Below are 6,000 nucleotides of genomic sequence, written 5' to 3'. Positions count from 1 at the left end.
CAGTTGGTTAGAGCACCACCTTGACATGGTGGGGGTCGTTGGTTCGAGTCCAATTAAACGCACCATATGCGTCCGTAGCTCAGTTGGTTAGAGCACCACCTTGACATGGTGGGGGTCGGTGGTTCGAGTCCACTCGGACGCACCATTTCAATCCTTATTGATTTGGTGCGCACTTCTCTACTTTCCTCTTGCTTTTATCTATAACGACATCAGTCGCTGTACCTGAATACTCTCCAGTTTCCCCTCCAGAATCGCCAGAAAATCGTCATGATACGGCATCGCAACGTGCTGTTTTAGATCGTCTTCCGAGCGCCAACGCTCAATAAACACAAATGAGATCTTTCCTTGCCGGGAAAGCTGCCTGACATCAGGGATCTCCCGGCTTTCGTGCAGGTCATATTGCAGGCACCCTGCTTCTCTGTGCGTCGGCGGCACCATGGCTAATGCCGCCTCTCTGATGGTATCGATATATTCAGGATGGGGGGTCAGCGTGGCAACAATTTTGACTTCACTCATAAGGTTTCCTCTGGCTCACCGTATTCCCCTGGAGGCTATATCTATCCAGGGCGTGAATTATTCAGCGTAGTGGTGAAGCCAGAATTACGCCAGAGTCCGCGTCAGCGCCCTTTCTCATACACGGTCATGGTAAAGACGACGGGCAACTGACTGAAATTACAATATTCATGTGGCACATCGGTACGTGCTACCGCAGAACACCCTTCAGCCACCTGATATGGGTCATTATTCACCGTCAGGGTGAGTTCTCCCTCGGTCACGTATAGCAGTTCCCAGGTGTCGGCCGGATGCCCCGGCGAACGGAACGATTCGCCAGGCAACATCCGCCACTGCCAGAGTTCAAGCATATCCGGTCCGCTGGTGCCGGCCAGCAGCCTGGCACTGCCGCCCTGCTCGCCGCGCCATAATACCGGAATCGCATCACGGTCGATAAGATGAACCATCGGCTCACTGGCAACGTTGACAAACTCCGCCACCGACACCCCCATCGCCGCAGCGATTTTGCACAACAGCGCGATACTGGGATTCGCGCGACACCCTTCGATATCCACCAACATCCCTTTACTGACGCCGGCGCGACGGGAAAGCTCGTCGAGAGAGATCTTCTTTTCGCGTCGAAACTGCTTAATACGCCGCGATACCGCCTCATTAATGCGGCTTAGATCGTTACCGTTATCGGTCGTTATATTGACTTTATCATTCATCGGTCGATATTATGCTCTAAATCAGTCATTACAGGATTATGCAATGTCTCACCCATTACCGTCAATTAGCCCACAGTTAGCCGGGATCGCTCCTGGGTTTCGGGCACTGAGTATTACCGTCAACGCTGCGCCGCTAGGTGATGCTTCTATCGGTGAAGCCGCGCTGGCGTCAGCCTGTCAGGCAGTATTAGCCGGAGAGCCCGCATGGGCGGAGGACCATCTCGCGGCATGGTCTACGGTATTCAAAGCGTTTGGCGCTAAACCGAAACGTACGCCCTGTTCCGCAGAAGCGTTGCGTAAACGCGTACTTCGCGATGGCGCCATGCCGGCAATTGACCCGGTCGTTGACCTCTACAATGCCGTCAGTCTGCGGTATGCCATTCCCGTCGGCGGCGAGAACATCGCCGCCTATTGCGGCGCGCCGCGTCTGGTCATCGCCGACGGCTCTGAGCCCTTTGATACGATGAAGGAAGGCTTAGCCGCCGTAGAATCACCGGAACCAGGAGAAGTCATTTGGCGTGACGATCGCGGTGTGACCTGCCGCCGCTGGAACTGGCGACAGGGAGTTCGTACCCGCCTGAGCGCTCGCGATCGACAGATGTGGTTTATTCTGGAAAGCCTGCCAGAGATGCCGCTCGAAGCGCTGCATGAGGCCGGCCGCATGCTTACCGGGGGGCTGGAGCAGATGATGCCCGGCTTGAGCCACCAGTCCACGCTAATCAGCCTATAAAGTCAGACACAGGAGCAGGTAATGTCACTATTTTTAACCAGTTTTATCTTTGAGAAGAAAGAGTACGACGATGACTTTTATCAACTGGACGGCGAGATCGAGCGCTATACCCAGTCGCTGGAGGGATTTATCGGTATGGAGAGCTATCATGATGCCGCCAGCGGCCGAATCATCAACAACTACTACTGGCGCGACCGACAGTCTATGGAAATGATGATGAACCATCTGCAACACCAGCAGGCCAAAGCTCAGGGGCAACGCTGGATCGCCGGGTATCAAACCATCGTTGCCGAGATTGAGGGCAGCCACAATATGAACCTGCCCCATCCACTTGCAGAGTATCCACTACGCTATCAAACACAACATCAGTGATTTTGAACAAGATAGGCAAATTGTTTCGATTTTAAACAATCATCATTGGTTCTATTCTTATCACATCGGAGCAACAGCGCTCCTCACCAAACAAAATCTTTAAGGAATATGACCATGAAATCCATCAAAACTTTTGCTGCAGTTACCGTGCTGTCCCTGATGTCATTCGGTGCTTTTGCCCAGAGCGTGACGGCAACCGCTTCAACCCTAGACCGTGCGGAAGCGAAAATTGCCGCCCAGGCTGCGGAGCAAGGCGCGTCTTATAAAATTACCAGCGCCCAGTTCAATAACCGCGTCTATATGACTGCCGAACTGAGCAAATAATAGTGCGAGTGTGACGCGCCAGGCTTTATCTCTGGCGCGCCGTGCTGCTTTTCAGCGAAGACAATGTCGTTGTCCTCTCCACCGATGCTTCAACTACCTGCCACTTGCTCCAGCACCGCCGAGGCCTTTGCCGCTATTTCGGCGCTGACTTTTGTCGCCAGCACGTCAATAAATCCACGCAGCTGCTGCGCCGTCAGGCCGTTGTGCAGGCTAATCGCGTAATGGCTCTTCAGCTGGCTTTCCACGCCCGATAGTGCGGCCAGCATTGAGATCGTCGCCAGCTCGCGCGTCGGCCAATCCAGGACGTCACGCTGGAAAATATCGCCAAACAGATGCGCCTTCAGATAGCAGTCGATAGCTGGCGCAAATTCAAATAGCGGTCCGCTGACCGTTTGCCCGACCAGTTGTGTCTGATTACGGCTACCGGCCTGCAGGCTATCCCAATTCTCCGGTAACGGGGTCGCTGTCGCCCCCTCGTTATCAATAACGCCTCGCGCCTGACGCTCGGTTATCACCTTCATCAGGCAGGAGAGCGCATTCAGGCTACGCGGAAAGCCGCAATAGGCGTACAGCTGCACCAGCGTCTCTTTTAATTCATTTATCGTCAGGCCGGTATCCAGCGCGGTATCCAGCGCATGGGCCAGCGCCGCGATATTGCCTTCGGCGGCCAGGGCGGCCACTGGGATCAGCGCCTGTTGGCGCGCGTTCAATGGGTTTTGCATCGTTTGTTCTCCAAACGGAAAGTATCGACAGGAGAAAAAGATTATAGAAACTTGGCAGGGGGTTGATTAGCCAGGCAAAAACGAACAGACCTATGAGATGGGCTCATGAATTATCTATTACGATGCACAGGGCTTCCTTGCCCTGGGGGATATTATTCGAAGTAGACTTCCGGGTTTTCCGACAGTGAAACGAAGGTTTTGGTGTCTTTATCCAGCGCGCGAATATCGCCGCTTTCAATATCATAGAACCAGCCGTGCAGACGCAGGGTTTTGTCACGCAGGCCAACCGCAACCGACGGATGCGTTTTAATGTTGTTCAACTGGGCAATAACGTTTTCCTGCACCATACCGTTCACTTTATCGGTCTCGCTGGCCCAGGTTTTCTTCTCAACCACCGCTTTCGCCGCGTCCGAATAACGCAACCAGTGGGAAACGGCAGGCATTGGTTCCAGACACTGACAGGTGGCGATGGCTTTCATCGCGCCGCAGTTGGAGTGGCCGCAGATGACAATATCCGTCACACCGAGGGCGACAACCGCATATTCAATGGTGGCTGACACGCCGCCCGGCTCCGGCCCGAAAGAGGGCACAATATTACCGGCATTACGAATAACGAACAGCTGCCCTGGCTCCTGCTGGGTAACCAGCTCCGGGACCAGGCGGCTATCAGAACAAGAGATGAACAACGCTTTTGGATTCTGGCTCGACGCCAGGCTGCGGAAGAGCTCTTTGCGTTGCGGGAAAATCTCTTTCTGGAAGTTGAGGAAGCCCTCAATGATATGTTGCATAGCAGTGTCTCTTTTCTCTGTAGTAATTACGATATGACAAAGATCACATTTAGCTAGTGTATCACCGAAGCGCAGAATAGGAATCGTTATTGGTAATAGCTGTGCAATAAGCACCCAACCTGTCCTTTGGGTGCTTGCCTCTGTGGGTCTACATAAAGAACTTCACCGCTTGTTGCAAGGTGGTGCCCATTCCCCACAGCAAGGGTATACCGACGGCCAGCCAGCTTAGCGTCAGCAGCAGCGGCGCGGGCTTCGGCTCCCAGCTCAGCTGCGCATCTTTATTGATAGTATACAGGCCCTTCGCCTGCTGCTGTTGCTCCGCGGTCATGGCATATTTCTGTGGAATCGGCCGAACCAGCTGATTACAAATAAAGCCGATGATAAGCAACCCGGTCAACGCCAGCAGCGTGATGTCATAAATTCTCGCGGGTTCCACTCCCTGCGCCAGCTGGTACTCGCGCAAATAGTTGACCAGCACCGGGCCGCTGATCCCGGCCGCCGACCAGGCAGTCAGCAGACGACCATGGATCGCGCCAACCATTTGTGAACCAAATACATCGGCAAGATATGCCGGGATGGTCGCGAAACCGCCGCCGTACATGGAGATAATCACGCAGAGCGCACAGACAAAAAACGCCACGTAGCCGCCGTGATTAATCAGCGGCAACGTGCCGTAAAGCAGGGTTCCCAGAAAGAAGATCAGCGCGAAGGTGACCTTCCTGCCGCACATATCGGAAACAGAAGCCCAGAAAAAGCGCCCCAGAATATTAAACAGGCTGAGCAGGCCGGTAAATCCCGCCGCCATTGTCGCGATGCGCTTCAGCTGTTCTGCATTGAGTTCCTGCCAGCCCAGATCCAGGGATAGTAGCTTTCCGGCAAAAATCTCCTGCAGCATCGGTGAAGCCATGCCGAGAATGCCAATCCCGGCGGTAACGTTGAGCCATAGCACCAGCCACAGCAGCCAGAACTGCGGGGTGCGCCAAGCGACGCTAACGTGAACCTGAACGGTCGGCTGTTTGCTGATGGCTCGCTGCGCCTTCACGCCGACCGGATGCCAGCCCATAGGCGGCAGACGGTAACCAAAAGTGCCGCAGAGCATGAACAGCGCATATATCACCGCCAGCGCCAGAATGCTCTGCCATACCCCACTTTCCTGACCATCGGCGAAAAAATTGATCAGCCAATTCGCCAGTGGCGCTCCCACCAGCGCCCCGCCGCCGAAGCCCATGATCGCCATTCCCGCGGCCATCCCTCGCTTATCGGGGAACCAGCGCAATAGCGTTGAGACCGGCGAGATATAGCCAAGCCCCAGGCCAACGCCGCCAATCACGCCAGCACCCAACCACAGTAGCCACAGCTGATGAAAATAGATTGCCACGGTCGCCAGCAGCAGGCCGCCGCACCAGCAGAGGGTTGCAACGAAACTCACCAGCCGCGGGCCAACCTTCTCCAGCCAGCTCCCCCAAAGCGCCGCGGAGCAGCCGAGAAAAACGAAGAACAGCGTATAGGTCCAGCCGAGCAGGGAAATTTTCCAGTCGCACTGGCGGGTAACCAGTTGCTGCCAGAACGACATATCGACCGGACACTGCAGCGGCGCGCTGCCACCAATCAGCTGCGACATTGGCAGCCAGTAAACGGAAAAGCCGTAGGCCATGCCAATGCACAAATGCACCGCCAGCGCCGCGGGAGGGACCAACCAGCGGTTAAATCCAGGTTTAGCAATAATGCGGGGCTTAGCAAAAAAACGACTCAACGATGAAACGGGCGGAGTCGCGAGATTCTCATTTATCTGCACCATGTTCCTGTCCTTATCATGTTTGTTTGCCGGCTACCGCAGCAGCCGA

At 54.9% G+C, this 6,000-nt stretch carries 8 protein-coding genes and 1 tRNA gene; 4 read left to right on the top strand and 5 right to left on the bottom strand.

What is annotated here, in order from left to right; translation table 11 throughout:
- Positions 1–68 precede the first annotated feature (68 nt).
- Positions 69–145, top strand: a tRNA-Val gene (locus ABLU78_RS03025).
- A 53-nt stretch (positions 146–198) separates the two neighbouring features.
- Here the strand turns inward: ABLU78_RS03025 and ABLU78_RS03020 are convergent.
- Together ABLU78_RS03020 and ABLU78_RS03015 are read right to left on the bottom strand one after the other, a co-directional pair.
- On the bottom strand, positions 199–516 hold the full coding sequence (locus ABLU78_RS03020) for a putative quinol monooxygenase (RefSeq protein WP_020079007.1): 318 nt from the start codon (positions 514–516) through the stop codon (positions 199–201).
- Positions 517–617: 101 nt separating this feature from the next.
- Positions 618–1,220, bottom strand: coding sequence for a helix-turn-helix transcriptional regulator (locus ABLU78_RS03015; protein WP_015366893.1), 603 nt, complete (start codon positions 1,218–1,220; stop codon positions 618–620).
- A gap of 43 nt (positions 1,221–1,263) precedes the next feature.
- Between ABLU78_RS03015 and ABLU78_RS03010 the strand changes: the two genes are divergently transcribed.
- The 3 genes from ABLU78_RS03010 to ABLU78_RS03000 all read left to right on the top strand — a co-directional run bounded on the left by ABLU78_RS03010 (position 1,264) and on the right by ABLU78_RS03000 (position 2,646).
- On the top strand, positions 1,264–1,950 hold the full coding sequence (locus ABLU78_RS03010; RefSeq protein ID WP_048228700.1) for a B3/4 domain-containing protein: 687 nt from the start codon (positions 1,264–1,266) through the stop codon (positions 1,948–1,950).
- 21 nt (positions 1,951–1,971) lie between these two features.
- Positions 1,972–2,322 carry a hypothetical protein gene (locus tag ABLU78_RS03005; RefSeq protein ID WP_045366850.1) on the top strand — a complete coding sequence of 117 codons (351 nt, stop codon included), beginning with the start codon at positions 1,972–1,974 and terminating at the stop codon, positions 2,320–2,322.
- Positions 2,323–2,436: 114 nt separating this feature from the next.
- Positions 2,437–2,646, top strand: a complete 210-nt coding sequence (locus ABLU78_RS03000) for a YdgH/BhsA/McbA-like domain containing protein (protein WP_015366896.1) — start codon at positions 2,437–2,439, stop codon at positions 2,644–2,646.
- 89 nt (positions 2,647–2,735) lie between these two features.
- On the opposite strand, the gene ABLU78_RS02995 is transcribed toward ABLU78_RS03000, so the two are convergent.
- From ABLU78_RS02995 to ABLU78_RS02985, 3 genes are all read right to left on the bottom strand, one after another.
- Entirely contained in the window at positions 2,736–3,410 is a 675-nt protein-coding gene (locus ABLU78_RS02995) for a carboxymuconolactone decarboxylase family protein (RefSeq protein ID WP_257849249.1), read from the bottom strand.
- Between the two features lie 110 nt (positions 3,411–3,520).
- On the bottom strand, positions 3,521–4,156 hold the full coding sequence (locus ABLU78_RS02990; protein WP_015366898.1) for a carbonic anhydrase: 636 nt from the start codon (positions 4,154–4,156) through the stop codon (positions 3,521–3,523).
- 148 nt (positions 4,157–4,304) lie between these two features.
- Positions 4,305–5,954: an OFA family MFS transporter gene (locus ABLU78_RS02985; protein WP_048228699.1), complete on the bottom strand. Its 1,650-nt coding sequence runs from the start codon at positions 5,952–5,954 to the stop codon at positions 4,305–4,307.
- Between the last annotated feature and the right edge of the window lie 46 nt (positions 5,955–6,000).

This window comes from Klebsiella sp. JN_Kp122 (genome assembly GCF_040062085.1).
Lineage (GTDB): Bacteria > Pseudomonadota > Gammaproteobacteria > Enterobacterales > Enterobacteriaceae > Klebsiella > Klebsiella aerogenes.
This window is presented reverse-complemented; position numbering and strand designations above follow the sequence as displayed.